Below are 24,760 nucleotides of genomic sequence, written 5' to 3' on the forward strand. Positions count from 1 at the left end.
AAAAAATGAATACATTAATAGCTATAATAGGATTAGGTGTTTTATGCCTTTTATTTGAAATCTTTAATTTAAGAAGAGCCATTGTTCCAATAATGATTATTGGATTATTGGGAGTGCTGGGTTTAACTATATCTGAATATAATTCAACAGAAAGTTACTATAGCAACATGATTGTTGTGAGTAAATTTTCAACTACTTTTTCATCTTTGTTTATTGTGCTAACCATTTTCTTGGTAGCTTTAGGACATAATTTTTACGAAAATCACCAATCTAAAATCTCGGATTATATTGCCATAAAAACATTTTTATTAGCAGGGGCAGTGGCAATGGTTTCTTTTGGAAACTTAGCGATGTTCTTTTTAGGAATCGAAGTGTTGTCCATTGCACTTTACATTCTTGCTGCAAGTGACCGTTTGAGTTTGAAAAGTAACGAAGCGGGAATGAAATATTTTTTAATGGGATCTTTTGCCTCTGGAATCATTCTTTTTGGGATCTGTTTAATTTATGGTGCCATGGGAAGTTTTGACGTTACTGAAATCAGTGAATTGTCGCAATCAGCGGAATTGCCAGTTTGGTTTCCAATAGGAATTGTGTTGGTTACCATAGGGATGTTGTTTAAAGTGGCGGCAGTTCCATTTCATTTCTGGGCACCTGATGTTTACGAAGGTTCTCCAGCGTTGACCACTGCATTAATGAGTACTTTGGCAAAAGTAGTTGCTATGGCTAGTTTGTACAAATTACTATCAGTAATGAATGCGGATGTTTCTGAGTCATTCAAAATGGTAGTCGTTGTGATTTCGATGGCTTCGATGACCGTTGGTAATATTATGGCATTGAGACAAACAAACGTGAAGCGTATGTTGGCTTTTTCTGGCGTTTCTCATGCCGGTTTTATGTTGATGACTTTGTTGAGTTTGTCTACATCAGCTGGAAGTTTGTTGTATTATGCCTCAGCGTATTCTTTATCTGGAATCGCTGCTTTTTGTGTGATTTTATACGTTTGTAAAAATAGAGACAACGAAGATGTTGTAAATTTCCACGGATTAGGAAAAACCAACCCTTTATTAGCGGCCATTCTTACGGCAGCTTTACTTTCTATGGCAGGTATTCCTATTTTTGCGGGTTTCTTTGCTAAGTTGGTTTTGTTCAATCAAACGATTCAAGCGGGTTATTTGACTTTAGTGATCGTAGCAGTGATCAATTCGATTATAAGCGTTGGGTACTACTTCAAATTGATTTTGGCGATGTACACTAAAGAACCAAACGAGGAACGAAAAGGAACGCCGGTTGTTATTTATGCGGTTGCCATTGTAGCAATTGTGTTGAATATCGCATTAGGGTTGTTTCCATCCTTAGTGTTGGATTTGTTGGCATAAATTAAATCTGTATATTAAAAAAAATCTTGATGACTTAGCTATCAGAATTTTTTTGTCATGTGTTTTTGCAATGAATTGTGTGCTCAATCTAATGGAACGGTATTGTCTTTTTTCAAAATAGATGGTCATAATTTCTGGATCTGTTAAATCTGGCTTATCGTTGTTACTGAATCGCTCACAAGTATATTTTAAATTTTTTCTAATTTTTCACAAATTGTCGAATAAATTTGCACTAATTTTAATGCTTTAGTCTGAATAATCGTATGTTTAAAAGTACTTCGAGAATTCCGTAAGTCGCTTATTTTTATACTTTAATAAGATATATAGAAGATGTTTCTGTTTTTTTTAATCGATTTGTAATACTGATTCTTAACACTTGTTTCGCATTAGAATTGAAATAATAAAATCTGGGACTCTCCAAAAGCTGGAGACGATACCGAAGAGTCTAAACTGACTATGAGTTTACTTTTTAAATCCAAACGCTTTTAGAAATGAAGGCGTTTTTTTATGTTTATCTTTACTCGAAATTAAAAGGCAATGCTCAAAATTGGACATCGTGGTGCTAAAGGATACGAACCGGAAAACACTCTTGTTTCGTTCCAAAAAGCATTAGACCTACATGTGGACGGTATTGAACTCGACGTGCATTTGAGTGCTGATGAAGAATTAATTGTTATTCACGATGAAACCATTGACCGTACGACCAATGGAAAAGGTTTTGTAAAAGTTTTATCTTTGCAAGAATTAAAGGCATTTCGAATAAATGGAAAGTACCAAATCCCTACGCTACAAGAGGTTTTTGATTTGGTAAACCAAGGCTGCCTGATCAATATTGAACTCAAAAGCTACGAAGCAACAGACAAAGTAGTCTCACTCATTGAAAAATATGTTGCTAAAAAAGGTTGGAAATACGATCGTTTTTTAATTTCCAGTTTTGATTGGAATGCGTTGCAGCAAGTGGCGTTTTTAAATGATAAAATTTCAATTGGCGTTTTAACGGAAACTGATTTAGACTTGGCTTTGGCTTTCGCCAAATTCATTCAGGCAAAATCCATTCATCCGCATTTTCATTTATTGACAAAAGAAAACACGGCGCAAATGCAAGAAAAAGGATTGCAGGTTTTCCCATGGACTATCAATGAATTAGAAGATATTCAAAAAATAAAAACATTCAACGTAAACGGAATCATCACCGATTTCCCAAATAGAATATGAATCAGAATTTTGATATAATAATAGTAGGCGGTGGCGCAGCAGGTTTTTTTACAGCGATAAATATTGTAGAAAAAAATCCAAAACTGAAAGTTGCCATTCTGGAGCGCGGTGCAGAGGTATTGCAAAAAGTTCGCATTTCCGGCGGCGGAAGATGCAACGTGACGCACGCTTGTTTTGAGCCAAATGAATTAGTGAAGTTTTATCCGCGTGGCGAAAAAGAATTACGAGGCCCTTTTCATCAGTTCTGTTCTGGCGATACGATTGAATGGTTTGAGAAACATGGTGTAGAATTAAAAATAGAAGGAGACGGACGCATGTTCCCGGTTTCGAATTCTTCACAAACTATTATTGATTGTTTTCTAACTGCCACACAAAAACTGGGTATTGCAGTACTTACAGGACAAAGTGTACAATCAATTTTCAAGAAAGAGAATGAATGGAAAATCGAAACCCAAACTGAAAATTATCTTGCCGAAAAACTGATTCTAGCTACTGGGAGTAATCCTAAAGTATGGGAAATGTTACAGAATTTTGGTCATGCAGTTGTCAGCCCGGTTCCTTCCTTATTCACTTTTAATATCAAAGATTCCAGAATAAAAGAATTACCCGGAGTTGCGGCGCAAGTAACCGTAAAAGTAAAAGACACCAAACTCAGCTCAACAGGACCGTTGTTAATTACCCATTGGGGAATGAGCGGACCGGCGATATTGAAACTCTCCGCTTGGGGAGCCCGCATCTTGCATGATAAAAATTATCAGTTCAATATTTTCGTGAATTGGTTGAACGATGCTGACAAAGAAGATGTCGAGAAAAAGCTAAAAGACTTAAAACAGGAACACGCGAAAAAATCAGTTTCCAAGAAATCTCCTTTCGAATTAACCAATAGATTATGGGAAAGTTTGGTGTTCGCTTCCGGAATTGAAGCGGAGACGAAATGGGCCGATTTGTCTAAAATTCAATTGACGAATCTTGCGAATCAATTAACGAATGGCACTTTTCAAGTGAATGGAAAAAGCACCTTTAAAGAAGAATTTGTGACGGCAGGCGGAATTGATTTAAAGGAAATCAACTTCAAAACTATGGAAAGCAAACTACACGAAAACCTATATTTTGCTGGTGAAATTGTTAATATTGATGCCATTACTGGAGGATTCAACTTTCAGAATGCGTGGACTAGTGGGTTTATTGTGGCGAGTGCTATATAATAATCAACGCTTTAACAGTGTGGAAGCCTAAAAGGGTAAAAAACTATCTATTCAACCACCAGATACTTCCATTCAAAACCGCTGCAAAACTTACCCAAGCCAAATACGGAATGAATAAATAGCCCGCAATTTTATTGATTTTTGAAAACTGAAGGTACGTTTCAAAGATCATCAACCACAATACAATAATTTCTAATCCGGCTAACATCGGGTTGTGTAATCCAAAGAATAAATACGACCACAAAGCATTCAGTGCTAATTGAATCGCAAAGAAAATCAACGCTTTTTTTACGGCTTCTTTTTCTACTTCTATTCTATCCCAAACTAATCCAGCCGCAACACCCATCATCACATATAGCATACTCCAGACTGGTGCAAAGATCCAATTGGGCGGATTAAAACTTGGTTTTATTAAGGTTGGATACCAAGTGGTAATGGCAGAACGAGTAACCGTACCAGAGAAATAACCAATCGCAAGACACGTAACAACAACAGCTAATATTCGGGTGATTTTATTCATTTTTATATTTTTCTAATGTGAGCCAAATTTACTCAAATCTTTGTAACGATTAACCAACTAAACGAATAAACAAATAACCCAAAAAAAGTATCTTTGCATAAATTTATACATTCATGATTTCAGCAAACGATTTTATCCCATCACAATATACACATTCGATTGAAGAAGGCAATTTTCAATGGAGCGCACCAAGCAATATTGCCCTTGTAAAATATTGGGGAAAAAAAGACAATCAAATTCCTGCAAATCCTTCGGTGAGTTTTACGTTGAACAATTGTAAAACAATTACGAAATTGGCTTTCACCAAAAAAAATACTTCAACTGCGCTAAACATAAAAGATGATTTTTCTTTTGACTTACTTTTTGAAGGACAACCAAAAGAAGATTTCAAACCAAAAATCCAAAAATTTCTGGAGCGAATAGAAATTTATTTACCTTTTTTGAAAGACTACCATTTTACGATTGACACGGAAAATACCTTCCCACATAGTTCCGGAATTGCTTCATCAGCATCTGGAATGGCAGCTTTGGCGATGAACTTAATGAGTTTAGAAAAAGCGCTAAATCCAGGAATGACTAAGGAGTATTTCTATCAAAAAGCGTCTTTGCTGGCACGTTTGGGTTCTGGAAGCGCTTGCAGAAGTGTAAAAGGACAAGTTGTAGTGTGGGGAAATCATGCAAATATCTCCGGAAGTTCGGATTTATTTGGCGTGGAATTTCCAAATGCAATTCATGCTAATTTCAAGAATTTTCAAGACACTATTTTGCTGGTTGACAAAGGAGAAAAGCAAGTTTCAAGTACCATTGGACATGATTTAATGCACAACCATCCTTTTGCCGAAAGGCGGTTTGCACAGGCGCACGAAAATTTAGACCAATTAATTTCAATTTTCGAAAGTGGAAATCTGGACGAATTCATCAAAATTGTAGAGCGCGAAGCCTTGACGTTACATGCCATGATGATGACTTCGATGCCTTATTTTATATTGATGAAACCAAATACGTTGGAGATTATAAATGCGATTTGGAAATTTAGAAATGAGACTACAATTCCGGTTTGTTTTACGCTGGATGCCGGAGCAAATGTGCATGTTTTATATCCTGAGAATGTTGCCGAAAAAGTTTTACAATTTATTCAGCACGAATTAGTTGGCTATTGTCAAAATGGTCAGTACATTTGTGACGAAATTGGAAATGGAGCGGTATTGCTTTAATTTATTTATTTTTCACTATCTTTAATTTTTAAAGACCTGAAAACATGGACATTCAATCCGAGAAATTAGAATTGATAAAAATGTTGTTAGAAACTGACGACACAGCCATAATTGAAGCTGTGAAAAACATTTTCAAATCACAAAAAAAAGAGGTTTGGAAAAATTTATCACCTGAACAACAAGAAGAAATTGACCTTGAAATTCAGGAAGCGAATCGTGGCGATCAAGTTGATTTATAAAACAGCACATTAAAAAATGCCTAATTGCCAACCCCCAAATTGTTAATTTACAACACCATATGAAAGGACCTTTATTTTACTCAAAAATACTACTCTTTGGAGAATACGGAATAATTCGTGACTCAAAAGGGCTTTCAATTCCATATAATTTTTATAATGGTGCGCTCAAAAGAGACGGAAATTCGTCTGAAGAAGCGGTAAAATCAAATGGGAATTTAAGGCGTTTTGTTATCTATCTAGACACTTTACAAGACGAACACCCCAATCTGGTTACTTTTGATTTAGACCTCTTGAAAAATGATGTGGAAGCCGGAATGTATTTTGATTCCAGTATTCCTCAGGGTTATGGCGTAGGTAGCAGTGGTGCACTTGTAGCCGCTATTTATGATAAATATGCTCAAAATAAAATTACGGTTCTGGAAAATTTGACTCGTGAAAAATTATTGCAGCTAAAAAATATATTTTCTCAAATGGAGAGTTTTTTCCACGGAAAAAGTTCTGGATTAGATCCTTTGAACAGTTATTTGAGTATCCCTATTTTAATCAATTCTAAAGATAACATTCAAGCAACCGGAATTCCAAATCAAAGCTTTGACGGCAAAGGAGCCGTATTTTTGTTAGATTCTGGAATTGTGGGCGAAACCGCTCCCATGGTGAATATTTTCATGGAAAACCTGAAAGACAAAGGATTCCGCGCCATGTTGAAAAATCAATTTGTAAAATATACAGATGCCTGCGTTGAAAATTTCCTGGGCGGAGACATGAAATCATTGTTCATGAATACCAAGAAACTATCTAAAGTGGTCTTGAATAACTTTAAACCAATGATTCCGGAACAATTTCACAGCATCTGGCAACAAGGAATTGACAGTAATGATTATTATTTGAAATTATGTGGTTCTGGTGGCGGTGGTTACATCTTAGGATTCACAGAAGATTTAGAAAAAGCCAAAATTTCCCTGAAAGAGTATAAACTAGAAGTCGTGTACCAGTTTTAAACATCCTCTCCCCAACCCTCTTCAAAGGAGAGGGAGAAGAAAACCTAAAATAGCACCCTTATTATTGGGAGCACATTCTTAAATAAATCTAAATGTTAAGCAGGCACCACAAACTTCTCCTAATGAAAATTGCAAGTTTGTTCTCTGTGGTTAGAGGCTATAACATTCCGGTCATTATCCTGGCACAATACCTCTCAGCCATATTTATTTTGGCTCCTGACACAAGAGCTTTGGCTATTTTACTCGATTTCAATTTATTTATCTTGGTTTTTGCTTCATCACTAACAATTGCTTCGGGATATATTATCAATAATTTTTATGACAGCCAAAAAGATTTAATCAATCGCCCTAACAAGTCCATGTTAGATCGATTAGTGAGTCAAAAAACAAAACTAAACGTCTATTTTACATTGAATTTCATAGTTGCCTTAATGGCTCTGTTTGTTTCTTGGCGTGCTTTTTTATTCTTTTCCCTATACATTTTCGTTATTTGGTTTTATTCCCATAAAATAAAAAAACACCCTATAATAGGAAATTTGACAGCGGCTTTACTTGCCGTGACCCCTTTTTTTGCCATACTATTGTATTACTACAATCAGATCCCGTTTGAAGAAATTGAAAATTACAAAAGACAGCTTGGAGTAATATTTGTGCATGCCTCTTTTTTGTTCTTATTGCTGCTGATTCGGGAAATGATTAAAGACCTAGAAAATCTGAAAGGCGATTTAATTACTGATTATAAAACGATTCCCATTGTTTATGGAGAAGAAATTTCAAAAAAAATCATAACCTTTTTGACACTCCTTACCGTTTTCCCCGTTTATGTTTTAATCGAAATTTACGATGTGGGATATATGGATATTTATTTTTATTCCTCGCTCATAATCCTTATTTTATCCTTGCTTTACTTGTGGAAATCAAATGCTAAACCACAATTCCTATTGCTTCATAATGTCCTGAAATTTTTAATTGTCTCTGGAGTATTTTGTATTGTACTGATTGATCCGAGTGTTTTATGGCACGGCAAAAGATTGCTGATGATGCTTTAGACAATCCCTTTTTAAGAATTACTAAAAAAAACCTCTATCATCAGGCTAGGCATTCTCTTGAAATAGAAAAAGGGTTCCTACTATAAAATTAGAAAATCACAACCATTTATTAATTTGATTTTTAATTTTATGTATTCAATAAAAACAAAAAAAGAGCAGTTTTTATGCTATGGGGCATTGTACAAACCCTTTTTCGGGTTCATTTCATTGCTAAACGTGATTCCGCAGGATTGCTATAATACGTTCTACAGTTTTCTTGTTGACTCCCTTTCTTTCAATTTTGTCTTAATGACAACCGTTTCATAGGGAATGTGTTCTTCTTTAGATTCCAGTCGATCAATAAGCAGTTTAGCAGCAACTTCGCCTATTTCTATGCCATGCTGACTGACCGTGGTCAAACTGGGAGACAACCTACGGGAGGCGAGTATACCATCTGCAAAACCTATGATAGAAAGTGCTTCGGGAATTTTATATCCTTTTTTGAGTCCAATTCTCAAAGCAGCTACGGAGTCATTTTCGTCCAAAGCAAAAATCCCGTCAATTGTATTGGTATCAAAAATATTTTCTATGAGATTATTTAGATTTTCATCACAATCAGTTCTCAAAATTATAGCCTTATTAATGGGTATATTGTTGATTTCTAGGGCTTTCATATAGCCGTCAGCGCGCAATTTCCCGACACTCAAATTATCAACTGAAGAAAACAGCGCTATGTTTTTGCACCCTAAATCAATTAAATGTTGGGTAGAATCTAGGGCCGAATCAAAATCATCTACAATAACTTTGTCACAATCAACGCCATCCGCAATTCGATCAAACATCACAATAGGAGTTCCATCATTAATGATTGCCGAAAAATGACTGTATTCCTGATTTTTTTGAGCCTCTTCAGAAACCGAAACAATAAATCCGTCGATAGTACCATTGCTGAGCATCTCCAAAGTATGCGCTTCTTTATCCAAAGATTCATTTGAAATACACATAATCACATTGTATCCTTTTTCATCAGCCACTTTCTCGATACCACTAAATACTTTGGCAAAGAAAGAATTCAAAATATTAGGAATAATCACCCCAATGGTTCTTGTTTTCCTGTTTTTTAGGTTCAAACCAATTACGTTAGGTTTGTAATTTTTTAGCTTTGCGTATTCTTTTATTTTTATTTTAGTTAACTCACTAATTTCCGGACTATCATTAAGTGCTTTTGAAACTGTAGAAACAGAAACATTCAGTTCTTTTGCGATTTGTTTTAGTGTAGCTCTGGCTTTCATAAAAAAATGTTTATTGTAATTAATAAAGAAAAAAGGGACAAGATGTAAATAAATAGAATATTAACAATTAGATCGACAAAAATAGCGATTATAATATAAAAATTGGCTCTGAAAAATGAGGAATATTCAATAAATTTACATAAAAATTCACAACAAAACAATCTATCGACGGTTTCGATTAATTCTAAATTCATTGCCGGAAAAATATTTCAAATATACATTTGATAATCAGCACTAAAACAAGAAAAAAATAATCTTTTAAGGTATTTGTATTTAAAATAATTAATTGTACTTTTGCAACCCCTTTATTGGGGATGGAATGTTTAATTAAAATAATATTATGGACGCATTAAGCTACAAGACACAATCAGCAAGCAAAGCCACCGTTACAAAAGAGTGGATTGTTGTAGATGCTGATGGGCATAACTTAGGTCGTATGGCTTCGAAGATCGCAATGATCCTTAGAGGTAAGTACAAAGCAAGTTATACGCCACACGTTGACTGTGGAGATAACGTAATTGTTATCAACTCAGAAAAAATCAACCTTACAGGGAACAAGATGAAAGAAAAAACTTACATCCGTCACACTGGTTATCCTGGAGGACAAAGAACTTTAACTGCTGAAGTATTGCAATCAAAAAACCCTGCATTACTAGTTGAAAAAGCAATAAAAGGAATGCTACCTAAAAACAAATTAGGTGCTGAGCTTTTTAGAAATTTAAATGTTGTTGTAGGATCAGAGCACAAACAAGGCGCTCAAAAACCTAGAACAGTTAACCTTAACGATCTTAAGTAATGGGAGTTATTCACAAAATCGGTAGAAGAAAAACCGCTGTTGCACGTGTTTATGTTTCGGAAGGAACAGGAGTAATCACTGTAAACAAAAAAGCATTCGAAACATACTTCCCAACTGCAACGTTACAGTACAAAGTATTACAACCTATGTCTATGACAGAAAATGTAACAAATTTTGATGTAAAAGTGAACGTTTACGGAGGTGGTTCAACTGGACAAGCAGAAGCAGTAAGAATGGCATTGGCACGTGTTATGTGTGAAGTAAATGCTGAAAACAGAGCGATACTGAAACCAGAAGGTTTATTGACAAGAGATCCAAGAATGGTTGAACGTAAGAAATTCGGTCAGAAGAAAGCTCGTAAGAGATTCCAATTCTCTAAACGTTAATAGTACCTGTCTTGTATTATTTATACAAGACGTATTGATTATTAAATTTAAAAACAATGTTGTTGTTGTCCCGTTGAGACGGGAAATTAGTTTAGCATCTAAATGAAACCCAATTAAAAGATTGAATCTTTAAATTAAAAAGGAACATTGCTAATCAACAGAACGTAAACTAAACAAAAAATGTCAAACAAAGTAGAAGTAAAAGAATTACTAGAAGCAGGTGTACACTTCGGACACATGACTAGAAAATGGGATCCAAACATGGCTCCTTACATTTATATGGAGCGTAATGGTATACACATTATCAATCTTTATAAAACAGCAGCAAAAATTGAAGAAGCGAATGAAGCTTTGAAAAAAATCGCTGCATCAGGTAGAAAAATATTATTCGTAGCTACCAAAAAACAAGCTAAAGACATCGTAGCTGAAAAAGCTAAAGCTGCAAACATGCCTTACATCACTGAAAGATGGCCTGGTGGAATGCTAACTAACTTCGTAACTATCCGTAAAGCTGTTAAAAAAATGGCAACTATTGATAAAATGAAGAAAGATGGTACTTTCATGACACTTTCTAAAAAAGAGCGTTTGCAAGTAGATCGTCTTCGTGCCAAATTAGAGAAAAACTTAGGTTCAATCGCTGACATGTCAAGACTACCAGCTGCATTGTTCGTAGTTGATATCAAAGCAGAACATATCGCAATAAAAGAAGCTCAAAAATTAAACATTCCAGTTTTCGCTATGGTGGATACCAATTCTGACCCAAGAGAGGTTGAATTCGTAATTCCATCTAACGATGATGCTTCTAAATCAATTGACAAAATCTTAACTTTAGTAACTGGTGCAATTATCGAAGGACTTTCTGATAGAGGATCTGACAAAGAAACTGATCTTCCTGTTGCTGCTGAAGTAGTACCGCCTGTTGCTGCTGAAGTAGTTGTTCCTGTTACCGAAACAGTAGCTCCAACTCCTGCAACTGAAGAATAAAAATAAATTTAAAGATTGAAGAATTTAAAGATAAAAATTATTGATTGTAAAATTAATGATGAAGTCTTTAAATTTCTCAATCTTTTAATCTTTAAAATAAAAAAATTATGGCAACAATTACTGCTGCAGACGTAAATAAATTAAGAACAATCACTGGTGCAGGAATGATGGACTGCAAAAAAGCCTTGGTTGAAGCAGAAGGAGATTTTGATTTAGCGATCGAAAACTTACGTAAAAAAGGACAAAAAGTAGCTGCAAACCGTTCTGATAGAGAATCTACAGAAGGTGCTGCAATTGCTGTTGTAAATGCTGATAAAACTGCTGGAGTTGTAATCACCTTAAACTGTGAGACTGACTTTGTAGGAATGAATGAAAGCTTCGTGAAAATGGCTACTGAAATGGCTAATCTAGCATTGAACTTCAATACAAAAGAAGAATTTTTAGCAGCTGATTTCAACGGAATCACTGTTGCTGATAAATTAATCGAACAAACTGGTGTTATCGGTGAAAAATTAGAAATCAGAACTTTCGAGAAATTAGAAGGTGCCTTTATCGGATCTTACATTCACTCCGGAAACAAAATTGCTACTTTAGTGGCGCTATCTGCAAATGTAGAGGGTGCTGAAGAAGTTTCAAGAAACGTATCGATGCAAGCAGCTGCAATGGCTCCAATAGCTTTAGACGAAACGGGTGTTGATGCTGACACCATCGCTAAAGAAATAGAAATTGCTAAAGATATCCTACGTCAAGAAGGTAAACCAGAAGCAATGCTAGACAATATTGCTAAAGGTAAATTGGCTCGTTTCTTTAAAGATAATACTTTAGTAAACCAAGATTATATCAAAGACAACAAAATGAGCGTTGCTGCTTATGTTAAATCTTTAGATAAAGATCTTATCGTTACCGGTTTCAAAAGAGCTGCGTTAGGATAATTTTTTCAAAATTTACGACAGAATCTTAAATTTATTTATATTCTGTTTAAAAATTATAAATCCCATTCGTTCACTCGAATGGGATTTTTTTATTCCCTAAAAACCACTTCCAAAAAATAAATTAAAACACTAAATTTGAATATTAATTGTTTTTTATGTTCAAAACCAAAAAAGAACTTGTCTTTGTTATTCTTGCCGGAATCTTCATTACTAACGCTGTTACCGCAGAACTCATCGGTGGAAAACTGATACAAATAGATCCGTTTGTAATGAGTATCGGCATTTTACCTTGGCCTATTGTTTTCCTGACTACTGATTTAATCAATGAATACTTTGGAGAAAAAGGAGTAAAAAATTATCTTTAATTACCGCTTTTTTAATTACTTATGCGTTCAACCTCTTGTTTTTATCCATAAATACTCCCGTGGCAAAAGGGATAATCCCGGTAAATGACGAACAGTTTTTGAACAAAGCATGTGGGTTATTGTGGGTAGTATTATTGCGTTCCTAGTTTCTCAATTGATAGACGTAACTGTTTTTTGGTTTTTCAAAAACCGTACAGGAAATAAAAAAATCTGGCTCAGAGAAACAGGTTTCAAAAGAGCTGAGTTAGGATAAATTGATTTTTTGATTTCAGATTATAATATTTGAACTCAGATTTATATACAACCTATTTCAAAGAGATTTGAAATGGGTTTTTTTATCGGATTCATTCATTCAAAAAGAACTCTTAAACATATTAGATTATAAAAAGCTGAACTTCATGCAGTGTCCATTAACCACTAACAATTTAAATTAAAATAGCTTATAAATACAAAACGAAAATTCCTACCTAAAAACGCGCATCGTAAAAATTTAACATAAAACGACCATCACCTAAAATTATTTATATTTTTACCGAAAACGTTATCGTTACCTTATTTTTTTAATACTTTTAACTTTTTAAACCAAAAACTCAAATTTATGAAGAATTTATTTATTGCATCCCTAGTCTTGTTCGCATTTTTCTCTTGTACTGATGAAAATTTAAATTCAACAGAAGTAGTACAAAATAAGGTACAACCAAGTTATGTTGCGAACCAACTACTTATTAAATTTAAACCTACAGAAACTGGAGCTAAAACATCAACAAACATTTTATCTCTAATTGGAGGAACTACAGTAGAAGTTATTAACACTAATTCTATGAAAACTTCCACTGCTAAAACAAACACTACAGGTGGAAAAATTTTATTGGTAAATTCAAAGTTAGGCACAATGGAAGCTATTGAGCTTATTAAAGATTTACAAGGAGTAGAGTATGCAGAGCCAAACTGGATATACAATCATTTTGCAGTTTCAAATGACACTTATTATACTAATGGTTCACTTTGGGGCATGTATGGATCTACAACTTCTCCATCGAATCAGTTTGGTTCGCAAGCCGCAGCTGCTTGGGCAAACAATAAGTTAGGATCAGCTACTGTGTATATCGGTATTATTGACGAAGGTTATATGTACACTCATGAAGATCTAGCAGCCAATGCAGGTAAAAACCCAGGTGAAATAGATGGTAATGGTATAGATGATGATAGCAATGGCCTTGTTGACGATGTGTATGGCTATGATTTTGCCGCAAACGATAATACTGTTTTTGACGGAGTTGACGATGACCACGGAACACATGTTGCCGGTACTATTGGTGCTGTAGGAGGTAATGGAAAAGGTGTTGCTGGTGTTGTATGGAATGTAAAAATGATAAACGCTAAATTTTTAGGTGGAACAGGCGGAACATTAGCAAATGCAATTAAAGCAATTGACTATTTCACTGATCTAAAAACAAGACATGGCTTAAACATTGTAGCTACTAATAACTCTTGGGGAGGAGGAGGATTCTCACAAGGTCTTCAGGATGCAATTGAGAGAGCCAATACTGCTGGAATACTGTTCATTGCTGCTGCAGGGAATAGTGGAACTGACAATGACACCACACCAAGTTATCCTGCAAGTTATCCTAACGCAAATGTAATCGCCGTTGCATCAATTACCAATACAGGAGCTCTATCAAGTTTCTCTCAATTTGGCGCTACCTCTGTTGATTTAGGCGCTCCTGGTTCAGGAATATGGTCAACAGTACCTGCAAGATCTAAAGGTAAGTTTGTATCTAGCTATGCTAGTTATAACGGAACTTCAATGGCAACTCCACATGTGTCAGGAGCGGCTGCATTATACGCATCTTTGAATCCTGGTGCAACAGCTGCACAAATTAAAGCAGCACTATTGAACAGTGCTACTCCTACTTCCTCTTTATCTGGAAAATGTTTAACAGGAGGTAGATTGAATGTAAGCGGATTTTAATCCAATTAAAACTAATTAAACAAAGGAGTCCACAAGTTGGGCTCTTTTTTTTATGGTCATATTTTTTTTCAATACCGTTCAAAAAATCCATATTTTTAAAATATCCTAAGTAGAGGATGAATAGCAAAAGCTATGTTAGATAAGACTGCTAAGCACAAATTGACTTATTTAATGTAAAAATTTGAACTTAATAATCGAAAAAATATCTCTAGCCAAAATATTAAAGTTACATGATTCTTCTTTTTCACTAATTTGATTATAAATTAATTAAACGATTTTATTTAATAAAAATGAAAAAAAATAGAATCATGTTTAGAATAAATTTACATCGAAAACAACAATACAAATTAATACTTTTCAATTAAAACACTAAATTTGGATATTAATTGTTTTTTATGTTCAAAACCAAAAAAGAACTTGTCTTTGTTATTCTTGCCGGAATCTTTATCACTAATGCCGTTATAGCAGAACTCATCGGTGGGAAACTGATACAAATAGGTCCTTTTGTAATGAGCATCGGCATTTTGCCTTGGCCTATTGTTTTCCTAACTACTGATTTAATCAATGAATACTTTGGAGAAAAAGGAGTAAAGAAATTGTCCTTAATCACTGCCGGTTTAATCGCCTACTCTTTCCTTGTTTTACTTTTTGCAATCAATATTCCCGCCGCAAAAGGAATAAGCCCAGTCAATGATGAGCAGTTTTTTGCCGTTTTTGGACAAAGCATGTGGATCATAGTGGGAAGTATCATTGCGTTCCTAGTTTCTCAATTGATAGATGTAACCGTTTTTTGGTTTTTCAAAAACCGTACAGGAAACAAAAAAATATGGCTCAGAGCCACGGGTTCTACTATCATTTCGCAATTATTCGATTCTTTTATTGTGTTGGGAATTGCTTTTTGGTTGCCCGGAAAAATAAACTTTGATACATTTTTAACCTCCGCCTTAACAGGCTATACATTTAAACTTGGTATTGCCATTCTCTTGACTCCTTTAATTTACTTGGGTCACTATTTAATAAAAAACTATTTAGCCACTGATAACAAATGATTACAGACGATAAACCCCGCTGTGGATGGTGTACTTCTAGCGTTTTGTATAAAAAATACCACGACGAAGAATGGGGTGTTCCCGTGTATGAGGACGCCACTTTATTTGAATTTTTACTACTTGAAACGTTTCAGGCTGGACTCAGTTGGATTACTATTTTGAACAAGAGAGAAAATTTTAGAGCTGCTTTTAACCAATTTGACTATAAAAAAATAGCGCTTTATACTGAAAATAAAATCCATGAATTACTTCAAGATGCTGGAATAATTCGCAATCAATTAAAAATTAGGTCGGCAGTATCAAATGCGGCAGCCTTTATGAAAGTACAAGAAGAATTTGGCAGTTTTTCAAATTATGTTTGGAAATTCACTGATGGAAAACCCATTCAAAACAACCGACAATCTTTACAAGAAGTTCCGGCTACTACTCCGCTTTCAGATACAATAAGTAAGGATTTAAAAAAACGCGGATTCAAATTCGTCGGTTCAACGGTAGTTTATGCACTCCTGCAAGCCACCGGAATGGTTGATGATCACGTTGCAGATTGCTGGAAAAAACAGTAGTGAGTAATCCGTTTTCGACATTTAAATTATCAAATAAAACTTTAAATCCGAAATTTTAATCAAAAAAACCATTATATTTGTTTCACACTTTAGGGGTGTCTACAACATTGTAGGCTGAGAATTACCCTCTGAACCTGATCTAGTTCATACTAGCGTAGGGAAAAGTAAGATGACTTCCTGGTACATTTATGTACTCCTATAGCCATTCCTAAAGTATAACTGTATACTAAATTCAAAAGGAATGGAACTCAAAATCAACAATCAAACGAAACAATTTGCAGCTGACAGTCTTACTGTTCAGGCACTTCTTGACTTGGAAATTCCAATAAAACAAAACGGAATTGCCGTAGCCATTAACAATAGTATAATTCCAAAATCCAACTGGAATTCCCACATCATACAAGAAACCGATAACATTCTCATCATCTCTGCAACTCAAGGAGGATAACCATTTTAATTTAAAGATTGAAAGATTTATAGATTAAAATATTTATCAAATCCACTCTTCAATCTTTCAATTTTTTAATACTTAAATCTTTCAATAAAAAAAACATGAAATACGAAGAAAAAATATCAACCACTCCTTTTCCTAATTCTACAAAAATTTATGTAGATGGAACCATTCATCCCATAAAAGTAGCGATGCGAGAAATTGCATTGACTGACACTAAAATGTCAAATGGCAGAATAGAAAAAAACCCGCCTGTAACCGTTTATGACACTTCGGGCCCATTTACCGACCCAAATATCGAAATTGACATTCGAAAAGGACTGCCCCGCATTCGTGAACAATGGATTCTGGATCGTAATGATGTCGAAGAATTAAGTGAAACCTCTTCCGAATACGGGAAAAAGCGTTTGAATGACGAAAAACTAAACGAATTGCGTTTCGAATATTTGCACAAACCTAAGCGTGCCAAAAAAGGAGCCAACGTTTCCCAATTGTATTATGCAAAACAAGGAATCATTACTCCAGAAATGGAATACATAGCCATTCGTGAAAACCAACGCTTGGAGTTGATAAACGAACAAACCAAAGCCATGCAACACCAACACGAAGGAAATAGTTGGGGCGCAAACACTCCCTCTCCTTCGGGCCGGGCTGGGGTGGGGGAAATCACCCCTGAATTTGTCCGAAGCGAAGTAGCCAGAGGACGTGCCATTATTCCAAATAACATCAACCACCCAGAAAGTGAGCCTATGATTGTAGGTCGTAACTTCTTAGTGAAAATTAATGCTAACATTGGCAACAGCGCCGTAACCTCAACAATCGAAGAAGAAGTAGAAAAAGCAGTTTGGGCATGCCGCTGGGGAGCTGACACGATTATGGATTTATCAACCGGTAAAAACATTCACGAAACCAGAGAATGGATTATCCGAAATTCTCCTGTGCCAATTGGAACCGTGCCTATTTACCAAGCTTTGGAAAAAGTAAATGGCGTGGCCGAAGATCTCACTTGGGAAGTTTATCGTGATACGCTAATCGAACAAGCGGAACAAGGGGTTTCCTATTTTACCATCCATGCCGGTGTTTTATTGCGCTACATCCATTTGACTGCTGAACGTGTTACCGGTATTGTTTCCCGTGGAGGCTCTATCATGGCAAAATGGTGTTTGTTTCACCATAAAGAAAACTTTCTTTACACCCATTTTGAAGACATTTGCGAAATCATGAAACAATATGATGTAGCGTTTTCATTAGGAGATGGGTTACGTCCCGGTTCTATTGCCGATGCGAATGATGCCGCTCAGTTTGCAGAGCTGGAAACACTTGGCGAACTGACAAAAATCGCCTGGAAACACGATGTTCAGGTATTTATTGAAGGCCCTGGCCACGTACCCATGCACATGATTAAGGAAAACATGGACAAACAATTAGAGCACTGTGATGAAGCTCCTTTTTATACTTTAGGACCATTAACTACTGATATTGCTCCAGGTTATGATCACATCACCTCTGCCATTGGCGCGGCTATGATTGGCTGGTATGGTTGTGCGATGTTATGCTACGTGACACCAAAAGAACACCTTGGTTTACCCAACAAAAAAGACGTTAAAGACGGCGTAATCACGTATAAGATTTCGGCTCATGCTGCTGATTTGGCCAAAGGGCATCCTGGATCGCAATACCGTGACAATGCCTTGAGCAAAGCCCGTTTTGAATTCCGTTGGGAAGACCAATTCAACTTGTCCTTAGATCCCGATACTGCTCGTGAATTTCATGATGAAACATTACCAGCAGATGGTGCCAAAGTAGCTCATTTTTGTTCCATGTGTGGACCAAAATTTTGTTCTATGAAAATTTCACAAGAAATTCGCGATGTAGCTGAAGCCGAAAAAGGCATGAAAGAAAAATCAAAAGAATTTGTAGAAAGCGGCAAAGAAATTTACTTATAAGACTGTAGAAGAAAGAGGAAAGAAAAAAGATTATGATCGTAATCACAAATCCAATTCCTGTAATTAATGAAATCGACACCATTCATTCTCTTTTTGAGAATGGACTGGAGTTGCTTCATATTCGGAAACCTGATTTTTCAGAAACAGAAATGAACGCTTTTTTATCCGAAATAAAATCAGATTTCCGTCAGCAAGTGGTTTTGCACAGTCATCACCAACTGGCTTTAGCATCTGGAATACATCGGATTCATTTTACAGAAAAAGCAAGAATTGAAACATCGGAGAAAAGTTTAAAAAACTGGAAAGAAAGTGGATTTAAACTCTCTACTTCGATTCATCAAATGATTAATTTTGAAGAACTACCTACTGTTTTTGCTTATGCTTTTTTTGGTCCTGTTTTCGAAAGTATTTCAAAACCAAAGTATGCTTCGGATATTGACTTTAAAAAAGCATTGCAACAAAGGAAGAATAACGAAACTTCATTAGTAGCACTTGGTGGAATTACAGCTGATAAAATTAAAACGGCATTAAAATATGGCTTTGATGATGTGGCACTTTTAGGTGCCATTTGGAACAGTAACCATCCAATAGAAAATTTTAAACAATGCAAGAAAACAGACCTTTCGTAGTAACAATTGCAGGCTTTGATCCTTCTGGAGGCGCGGGAGTTTTAGCAGACATCAAGACATTCGAGCAACATAACGTTTATGGTTTTGCCATCAATACCGGTAACACCATTCAAACCGAAAATCAGTTCTTCGAAATGCACTGGACTGACCAAGATTTTGTTATGAGATCACTGGATAAATTGTTTGAAAATTATAGCATCAAAGCCGTAAAAATTGGAATTGTTCCTTCAGTCGATTATTTAAAAAAAATTGTTTTATTAGTAAAAAGGCTTTCGCCAAAAACAAAGATTGTTTGGGATACCGTTTTAAAATCTACAACCAAATTTCGTTTTATAACTATAGAAAATCATTCTGTTTTGATTGAAATATTAAAAAAAATAGATTTGATAACACCCAATTACAATGAAATTTTACAGCTTTCCGCAGCAGAAAAAAATCCTGATTTAATTGCTCACGAGCTGTCAAAACATTGTGCTGTATTACTAAAAGGTGGTCACAATCCTCTGGCAATTGGTGTTGACTGTTTGTATACCGGAAAGGAAATCTTCATGCTTACGCCAAATAACACTTCGGTTTTCGAGAAACACGGCTCTGGCTGTGTATTATCATCAGCGATTACAGCCAATTTAGCTTTGGGATTAGACCTGAAAACAGCTTGCATCAATGCCAAAAAATATATAGAAACCTATTTACAATCTAATCAAACCAAATTAGGATACCATCATGTATAATAAGCTACACTACATTTCGCAAGGAAATACTGTCGAAGAACAATTGCACAACATTCACAAAGCACTGGACAATGGCTGCCATTGGATACAATTGCGATTCAAAAATCAAAACGCGCTTGAAGTTTTCACTTTGGCGGAAGCCGTAAAAATGTTATGTAAAGAATATTTAGCCACTTTTATCATCAATGACAACGTGCATTTGGTAAAGCAATTGGATGCCGATGGCGTTCATTTGGGTTTAAGTGACATGAAAGTGGAAGAAGCAAGACTAATTTTAGGAAAAACAAAAATTATTGGAGGAACGGCAAATACTTTTGAAGATGTATTCCAAAGAACAGCCGAAAACTGTGATTATATAGGTCTGGGTCCATTTCAATTTACGACAACCAAACAAAATCTAAGTCCCATTTTAGGATTGGAAGGGTATCGATTGATTATCCAACAAATGAAAATAAAAAACATCCAAATTCCCATTTATGCCATTGGAGGAATCAAACTAGAAAACGTAGAAGACCTGATGGAAACTGGAATTCAAGGTATTGCAGTTTCTGGTTTGATCACCCAAAGCAAAAATCCATCTCAACTCATCAATCAACTTAACGACAAATTATATGGTACCATTTAAAATAGGAGACAAGACCTTTCATTCCCGCTTGTTTTTAGGCACAGGAAAATTCGGTTCTAATCAACAGATGGAAGAAGCCATTTTAGCCTCTGGAACCGAGTTAGTAACCGTAGCGCTAAAACGTATCGATTTAGAAACGGAAACCGATGCCATTTTATCCCATCTCAAACATCCGCTGATTAATTTGCTACCCAATACTTCTGGCGCACGAAATGCCAAAGAAGCGGTTTTTGCGGCACAACTAGCACGAGAAGCGTTGGAGACTAATTGGCTTAAACTGGAAATTCATCCCGATCCAAAATATTTGATGCCCGATGCAATCGAAACCTTAAAAGCTACGGAAGCTTTAGCCAAATTAGGGTTTATCGTTTTGCCTTACATCCATGCGGATCCCGTTTTATGTAAACGACTGGAAGACGCAGGAACTTCGGCGGTGATGCCTTTAGGTTCTCCAATTGGTAGCAACAAAGGATTAAAAACGATCGATTTTTTAGAAATAATAATTGAACAGAGCAGAGTTCCCGTGATTATAGATGCCGGAATTGGCGCACCATCCGACGCAGCAAAAGCCATGGAACTTGGAGCTGATGCGGTTTTAGTAAACACAGCAATTGCCGTGGCAAGAAATCCTATATTGATGGCAGAGGCTTTCAGAGAAGCCGTTATTGCAGGTCGAAAAGCCTACGAAGCACAATTAGCACAAAAAGTAAATCATGCAATGGCCTCAAGTCCTTTGACTGCGTTTTTGTATGAGTAATATGTTTTTGGTCTATTTACAAGAAAACTGTTGAAAAAATGGCACGCAGATTTTACAGATTTACACAGATGGGAAATAAAAAAGAATCTGCAAAAATTCGCACAATTTACAGACTACAGAAATTTATAGTTGTATCAAAATAACTACATTTAGTTTTTAATTAGTACTAATTTTTAAATTCTTAAAAATGACCGAAAACGACATATCATTCAAAATAAGAGGAGCCATTTTCAAAGTGTACAATACACTCGGTCCAGGTTTATTTGAATCTGTTTATGAAAGCGCTTTGTATTATGAATTAACTAAAATAAATTTAAAAGTTGAAAGACAATTAGAAATCACTATTCCTTACGATGGCATCATATTAGATGTTGCTTTTAAAATTGATTTATTAGTAGAAGACAAAGTAATTATTGAATTGAAATCTGTCGAAGATTTAGCACCTATTCATTACAAACAAATTACAAACTATTTAAAACTTACTAATAAAAAATTAGGCCTACTTGTCAATTTTAATACAGTCACTATTTTAGATGACATTAAACGAATTGCAAATAAATTATAATTAAGGATTACAAATTAGCACGCAGATTTCACATATTTATACAGCTAAAATTAAAAAAAACGGTTAAAAAAATCTGCGAAAATTTGCAGAATCTGCGTGCCAAAAACCGCATATCCTTTTTGCGAAAAAAAATAAAACAATGAACACATTTAGATCGGTTTTTGACAACTACGATTGGGAAACAATCAAAACAAAAATATACCATACCACTTCGATAGAAGTCGAATCTGCGTTAGACAAAAAAAAACGCAGTCTCGATGATTTTCTGAGATTGATTTCACCAGCTGCGAAACCTTACTTAGAGCAAATGGCACAACTGACACATGAACTAACCAAAAAAAGATTTGGCAAAACGATTCAAATGTATGCTCCTTTGTATTTAAGCAACGAGTGTCAGAACATTTGTACGTATTGTGGGTTTAGTTTAGACAACAAAATCAAACGAAAAACACTTACCGAAAATGAAATTACGCAAGAAATTAAAGTCTTAAAAAAAGCAGGATTTGATCATGTTTTATTAGTTACAGGCGAAGCCAATCAGACCGTAAACATTCATTATTTTCTAAAGGCAATTGCTCAGATAAAAAACGATTTCTCCACCATTTCAGCCGAAGTACAACCCTTGTCAACAGAAGAATACGAACAATTACACGAAGCCGGTGTCTATTCGATTTTAGTCTATCAGGAAACCTACCACCGTGATGTTTACAAACAGTACCATACCAAAGGAAAGAAATCCAATTTTGATTTTCGTTTAGAAACACCCGATCGCATAGGAACTGCGGGCATTCATAAAATAGGCTTGGGTGTCTTATTGGGATTAGAAGATTGGCGCACTGACAGTTTTTTTAATGCCTTGCATTTAGATTATTTACAAAAAACGTATTGGCAAACGAAATATGCAGTTTCATTTCCCAGATTACGACCGGCAGAAGGTGTAATTAAACCCAACTTTATCATGGATGATGCTGATTTGACCCAGCTCATTTGTGCCTACCGTTTGTGGAATGAAGACTTAGAAATCTCCCTGTCTACCCGGGAGAACGAAAAATTCCGGGATAATATTATTCCCATTGGAATCACTAGTATGAGTGCAGGTTCTAAAACTAATCCTGGGGGTTATTCAGTTGACCCACAATCCTTGGAGCAATTTGAAATCAGTGACGAACGTTCTGCGGCAGAGATTGCAAAAGTCATTTACAGTAAAGGATATGAACCCGTTTGGAAAGATTGGGACAGAAATTTTAGTCAAAAGTCGAAAGTCTAAAAGTTTAGAAATCAACAAAAAAATTAGACAAGAGACAAGAGTCTAAAAATTTAGAAAGCAACATGGGGCCACACCTTAATATTTATTACTAATAGCAACTAACTTTAAAAAAGTTCTCGACTGCGCTCGAATTGACTTGTTTTTAACTTTTGACTTTAAAACTTTCCAACTTTATGACTTTTGACTTTATAACTGTCCAACTTTATAACTTCTCAACTTTAAGACTAAAAAAATGAGTATTATTCAAGATTTTTTACGCTATAACCGCCAGATGATGATGCCGGAAATAGGCGATTCCGGACAGGAAAAACTCAAAAAAGCGAAAGTTTTAGTGATCGGCGCAGGCGGATTGGGTTGTCCAATCTTACAATATATTGCAACGGCCGGAGTAGGAACTATTGGTATAGTTGATTTTGACAAAATCGAGTTGCACAACTTACACCGTCAAATTTTATATACGGAGAGGCACGTTGGTCAATTAAAAGCAATCACGGCAAAATCAGTTTTAGAAATCCTGAATCCATTGATTCATGTTGTTGCTTTTGAAGAAAAATTAACCATTAAAAATGCAGTACAAATCATCCAGGATTTTGATGTAATTGTTGACGGCTGTGATAATTTCGAAACCCGCTATCTGATAAATGATACTTGCGTGACATTAGGAAAATCATTGATTTACGGCAGCATCTTAAAATTCGAGGGGCAAGTGGCCGTTTTTAACCATAATGGAAATAAAAATCTTCGGGACTTATTCCCAGAACCTCCAAATCCTAAAGATGTTCCTAATTGTGATTTGAACGGAGTATTGGGTACGCTCCCTGGGATTATTGGCACCATGATGGCGCACGAAACGTTGAAACTTGTTATGGATTTACCGACATTGGAAAATGAATTGGTTCTTTTTAATACGCTGGATTGGAGTTTTAAGAAGCTGGAATTTTAAGAGTTATTTACTCTTTAAAATTTCCATAAAATCTGTTCTGTCGATTTCCCTGCAACCTAAACTTTCAAGATGCGGATTATAAACCTGACAATCCAAAAGTTTGTAATCTTCTTTTTTTAATTGGTTGACCAAAGCTATAAAAGCCATTTTCGACGCATTAGATACTTTCGAGAACATACTTTCACCACAAAAAATACCTCCCAAATCAATTCCATATAAACCACCAACTAAAACCTCATCTTGCCAAACCTCAACCGATTTTGCTATTCCTACTTCATGCAGCTTACAATAGGCTTCAATCATGTCATTGGTAATCCAAGTCCCGTTTTGACCGTCACGTTCTATATTTTGACAATTTGAAATTACATCTCTGAAATTTTGATTGAAAGTAACACTGAAAATATTCCGGTTCAGGATATTTCGCATGCTTTTAGATACAATCAATTCATCGAGAAATAGCACCATTCTGGGATTTGGAGACCACCACATAATAGGTTCTCCCGCTTCAAACCAAGGAAAAATGCCGCTTTGATACGCAAGTCGCAAGCGTTCCGGGGACAAATCACCTCCAATGGCCAAAATTCCATCGCAATTGGCTTGGTCAACAGGAGGGAAAAATAAGGTTGGGGATAAATAATACATTTTTCAATTTCAAAAATCAATACCAATTTCAAAAAATAAAAAAGTCAGAAATTCAAGTAAAACTCAAACT

Annotated in this window: 26 protein-coding genes, 1 pseudogene and 1 riboswitch; of the genes and pseudogenes, 24 read left to right on the forward strand and 3 right to left on the reverse strand. The window is 35.5% G+C overall.

Annotated features, from left to right (window positions below; translation table 11 throughout):
* The first annotated feature begins 5 nt into the window (after window positions 1-5).
* From EKL97_RS02175 to EKL97_RS02185, 3 genes are all read left to right on the forward strand, one after another.
* Complete coding sequence (locus tag EKL97_RS02175; RefSeq protein ID WP_126567965.1) at window positions 6-1,376, forward strand: NADH-quinone oxidoreductase subunit N; 1,371 nt, start codon at window positions 6-8, stop codon at window positions 1,374-1,376.
* A 537-nt stretch (window positions 1,377-1,913) separates the two neighbouring features.
* Window positions 1,914-2,591, forward strand: coding sequence for a glycerophosphodiester phosphodiesterase (locus EKL97_RS02180; protein ID WP_126567967.1), 678 nt, complete (start codon window positions 1,914-1,916; stop codon window positions 2,589-2,591).
* Window positions 2,588-3,796, forward strand: coding sequence for an NAD(P)/FAD-dependent oxidoreductase (locus EKL97_RS02185; protein WP_126458247.1), 1,209 nt, complete (start codon window positions 2,588-2,590; stop codon window positions 3,794-3,796). The genes EKL97_RS02180 and EKL97_RS02185 overlap by 4 nt, the downstream gene beginning before the upstream one ends.
* Window positions 3,797-3,839: 43 nt before the next feature.
* Here EKL97_RS02185 and EKL97_RS02190 read toward each other — a convergent pair whose 3' ends face one another.
* A complete protein-coding gene (locus EKL97_RS02190; RefSeq protein ID WP_126561263.1) occupies window positions 3,840-4,316 on the reverse strand; it encodes a TspO/MBR family protein in 477 nt (158 codons plus the stop codon).
* Between the two features lie 113 nt (window positions 4,317-4,429).
* On the opposite strand from EKL97_RS02190, the gene EKL97_RS02195 reads away from it, so the two are divergent.
* From EKL97_RS02195 to EKL97_RS02210, 4 genes are all read left to right on the forward strand, one after another.
* Window positions 4,430-5,530, forward strand: coding sequence for a diphosphomevalonate/mevalonate 3,5-bisphosphate decarboxylase family protein (locus EKL97_RS02195; protein WP_126561262.1), 1,101 nt, complete (start codon window positions 4,430-4,432; stop codon window positions 5,528-5,530).
* 44 nt (window positions 5,531-5,574) lie between these two features.
* Window positions 5,575-5,769, forward strand: coding sequence for a hypothetical protein (locus EKL97_RS02200; protein WP_126458256.1), 195 nt, complete (start codon window positions 5,575-5,577; stop codon window positions 5,767-5,769).
* A 59-nt stretch (window positions 5,770-5,828) separates the two neighbouring features.
* Window positions 5,829-6,767 (forward strand): mevalonate kinase, encoded by a 939-nt coding sequence (locus tag EKL97_RS02205; protein ID WP_126458259.1) that lies wholly within the window; start codon window positions 5,829-5,831, stop codon window positions 6,765-6,767.
* 92 nt (window positions 6,768-6,859) lie between these two features.
* Complete coding sequence (locus tag EKL97_RS02210; protein ID WP_126567968.1) at window positions 6,860-7,816, forward strand: geranylgeranylglycerol-phosphate geranylgeranyltransferase; 957 nt, start codon at window positions 6,860-6,862, stop codon at window positions 7,814-7,816.
* Window positions 7,817-8,061: 245 nt separating this feature from the next.
* Here EKL97_RS02210 and EKL97_RS02215 read toward each other — a convergent pair whose 3' ends face one another.
* Window positions 8,062-9,087, reverse strand: coding sequence for a LacI family DNA-binding transcriptional regulator (locus tag EKL97_RS02215; RefSeq protein WP_126563441.1), 1,026 nt, complete (start codon window positions 9,085-9,087; stop codon window positions 8,062-8,064).
* Window positions 9,088-9,427: 340 nt separating this feature from the next.
* On the opposite strand from EKL97_RS02215, the gene rplM reads away from it, so the two are divergent.
* The 17 genes and pseudogenes from rplM to EKL97_RS02300 all read left to right on the forward strand — a co-directional run bounded on the left by rplM (window position 9,428) and on the right by EKL97_RS02300 (window position 24,048).
* A complete protein-coding gene (gene rplM / locus EKL97_RS02220) occupies window positions 9,428-9,883 on the forward strand; it encodes a 50S ribosomal protein L13 (protein ID WP_066080505.1) in 456 nt (151 codons plus the stop codon).
* On the forward strand, window positions 9,883-10,269 hold the full coding sequence (gene rpsI, locus EKL97_RS02225; protein WP_126453913.1) for a 30S ribosomal protein S9: 387 nt from the start codon (window positions 9,883-9,885) through the stop codon (window positions 10,267-10,269). Before rplM ends, rpsI begins: the two co-directional genes overlap by 1 nt.
* Window positions 10,270-10,449: 180 nt before the next feature.
* Window positions 10,450-11,253 carry a 30S ribosomal protein S2 gene (rpsB, locus tag EKL97_RS02230; protein WP_126567970.1) on the forward strand — a complete coding sequence of 268 codons (804 nt, stop codon included), beginning with the start codon at window positions 10,450-10,452 and terminating at the stop codon, window positions 11,251-11,253.
* 107 nt (window positions 11,254-11,360) lie between these two features.
* Window positions 11,361-12,185 (forward strand): translation elongation factor Ts, encoded by an 825-nt coding sequence (gene tsf / locus EKL97_RS02235; protein ID WP_126458271.1) that lies wholly within the window; start codon window positions 11,361-11,363, stop codon window positions 12,183-12,185.
* Between the two features lie 155 nt (window positions 12,186-12,340).
* Window positions 12,341-12,779 (forward strand): annotated as a pseudogene (locus EKL97_RS16060) (queuosine precursor transporter); the annotation flags it as partial.
* Between the two features lie 369 nt (window positions 12,780-13,148).
* Entirely contained in the window at window positions 13,149-14,522 is a 1,374-nt protein-coding gene (locus EKL97_RS02245; RefSeq protein WP_126563440.1) for a S8 family peptidase, read from the forward strand.
* Between the two features lie 395 nt (window positions 14,523-14,917).
* The gene (locus tag EKL97_RS02250) at window positions 14,918-15,571 is read left to right on the forward strand and encodes a queuosine precursor transporter (RefSeq protein WP_126567972.1); all 654 of its coding nucleotides are present in this window, start codon (window positions 14,918-14,920) and stop codon (window positions 15,569-15,571) included.
* Window positions 15,568-16,134 (forward strand): DNA-3-methyladenine glycosylase I, encoded by a 567-nt coding sequence (locus EKL97_RS02255; RefSeq protein WP_126515140.1) that lies wholly within the window; start codon window positions 15,568-15,570, stop codon window positions 16,132-16,134. The genes EKL97_RS02250 and EKL97_RS02255 overlap by 4 nt, the downstream gene beginning before the upstream one ends.
* 81 nt (window positions 16,135-16,215) lie before the next feature.
* Window positions 16,216-16,312: riboswitch (TPP riboswitch) on the forward strand.
* Window positions 16,313-16,375: 63 nt separating this feature from the next.
* On the forward strand, window positions 16,376-16,582 hold the full coding sequence (gene thiS, locus EKL97_RS02260) for a sulfur carrier protein ThiS (RefSeq protein WP_126567973.1): 207 nt from the start codon (window positions 16,376-16,378) through the stop codon (window positions 16,580-16,582).
* Between the two features lie 104 nt (window positions 16,583-16,686).
* Window positions 16,687-18,531 (forward strand): phosphomethylpyrimidine synthase ThiC, encoded by a 1,845-nt coding sequence (gene thiC / locus EKL97_RS02265; RefSeq protein ID WP_126567975.1) that lies wholly within the window; start codon window positions 16,687-16,689, stop codon window positions 18,529-18,531.
* 32 nt (window positions 18,532-18,563) lie between these two features.
* Complete coding sequence (locus EKL97_RS02270) at window positions 18,564-19,160, forward strand: thiamine phosphate synthase (protein ID WP_126567977.1); 597 nt, start codon at window positions 18,564-18,566, stop codon at window positions 19,158-19,160.
* Window positions 19,136-19,891, forward strand: a complete 756-nt coding sequence (locus EKL97_RS02275) for a hydroxymethylpyrimidine/phosphomethylpyrimidine kinase (protein ID WP_126567978.1) — start codon at window positions 19,136-19,138, stop codon at window positions 19,889-19,891. The genes EKL97_RS02270 and EKL97_RS02275 overlap by 25 nt, the downstream gene beginning before the upstream one ends.
* The gene (locus EKL97_RS02280) at window positions 19,884-20,516 is read left to right on the forward strand and encodes a thiamine phosphate synthase (RefSeq protein WP_126563436.1); all 633 of its coding nucleotides are present in this window, start codon (window positions 19,884-19,886) and stop codon (window positions 20,514-20,516) included. The genes EKL97_RS02275 and EKL97_RS02280 overlap by 8 nt, the downstream gene beginning before the upstream one ends.
* Entirely contained in the window at window positions 20,503-21,273 is a 771-nt protein-coding gene (locus EKL97_RS02285; protein ID WP_126563435.1) for a thiazole synthase, read from the forward strand. Before EKL97_RS02280 ends, EKL97_RS02285 begins: the two co-directional genes overlap by 14 nt.
* Window positions 21,274-21,460: 187 nt before the next feature.
* A complete protein-coding gene (locus tag EKL97_RS02290; RefSeq protein WP_126561252.1) occupies window positions 21,461-21,838 on the forward strand; it encodes a GxxExxY protein in 378 nt (125 codons plus the stop codon).
* Window positions 21,839-21,977: 139 nt separating this feature from the next.
* On the forward strand, window positions 21,978-23,105 hold the full coding sequence (gene thiH / locus EKL97_RS02295; protein ID WP_126567980.1) for a 2-iminoacetate synthase ThiH: 1,128 nt from the start codon (window positions 21,978-21,980) through the stop codon (window positions 23,103-23,105).
* 232 nt (window positions 23,106-23,337) lie between these two features.
* Window positions 23,338-24,048, forward strand: a complete 711-nt coding sequence (locus EKL97_RS02300) for a HesA/MoeB/ThiF family protein (protein WP_126553107.1) — start codon at window positions 23,338-23,340, stop codon at window positions 24,046-24,048.
* Between the two features lie 3 nt (window positions 24,049-24,051).
* Here the strand turns inward: EKL97_RS02300 and aat are convergent, their stop codons facing one another.
* Window positions 24,052-24,690 carry a leucyl/phenylalanyl-tRNA--protein transferase gene (gene aat, locus EKL97_RS02305; RefSeq protein WP_126563433.1) on the reverse strand — a complete coding sequence of 213 codons (639 nt, stop codon included), beginning with the start codon at window positions 24,688-24,690 and terminating at the stop codon, window positions 24,052-24,054.
* Window positions 24,691-24,760 lie beyond the last annotated feature (70 nt).

The organism is Flavobacterium sp. LS1P28 (assembly GCF_003970335.1).
In the GTDB taxonomy this organism is placed as follows: domain Bacteria; phylum Bacteroidota; class Bacteroidia; order Flavobacteriales; family Flavobacteriaceae; genus Flavobacterium.